The organism is Hymenobacter lapidiphilus, from assembly GCF_013377885.1.
Taxonomy (GTDB): Bacteria; Bacteroidota; Bacteroidia; order Cytophagales; family Hymenobacteraceae; genus Hymenobacter; species Hymenobacter lapidiphilus.
In genome coordinates this window covers 1-488 of sequence record NZ_JABKAU010000113.1, presented here as the reverse complement: position 1 = coordinate 488, position 488 = coordinate 1, and the positions used below count along the sequence as shown (strand labels likewise).

Here is a 488-nt window from a genome sequence, read left to right as displayed (position 1 = left end):
GCGGTCGAAAATTAGGTTATCAACGGTCATGGTATTGGGGTGTTAAAAAGTGAAAGAAAAAAAGTTAGAAAGTAACGCTGGCATGGCTTTTCAGGAAGGCGCTGGCCTCGGCGTACTCCTCGTTCGTGTCGGAGCCAAAGCGCACGGCAAACGAGTACACGTCGCCGAGTAGATAGGCGAACGGTACGCTGAAATGGCGTCCGAACGTGGTTACGGAGGCTAGGGGGGCCGCCGCGTAGGGGCCACTGTAGGCGAGCGCGCCGTTGACGTACACCCGCGCCCCGTCTGCCACGGAGAGCCGCCAGGCAATGAGCGTCTTTTGGCCCGGCGTGGCGTTGGCCGCGCCTTTGGCCGAGCCAACATAGTAGGCCCCGGCGTCGCCGTCCGAGTTGACGCCGAAGATGATGCTGTGGGCCGCGCCGTCGAGCAGGTACGTACTATCCTCGTAGCGCATATTGACCACGGCGTACACCGTGTAGTCAGTGGCC

At 60.7% G+C, this 488-nt stretch carries 1 protein-coding gene; it reads right to left on the bottom strand.

The window, feature by feature from the left end; all coding sequences use genetic code 11:
• Window positions 1-64 precede the first annotated feature (64 nt).
• Window positions 65-488: hypothetical protein (locus HW554_RS20340; protein WP_176910356.1), on the bottom strand; the 424-nt coding region annotated here is incomplete at its 5' end.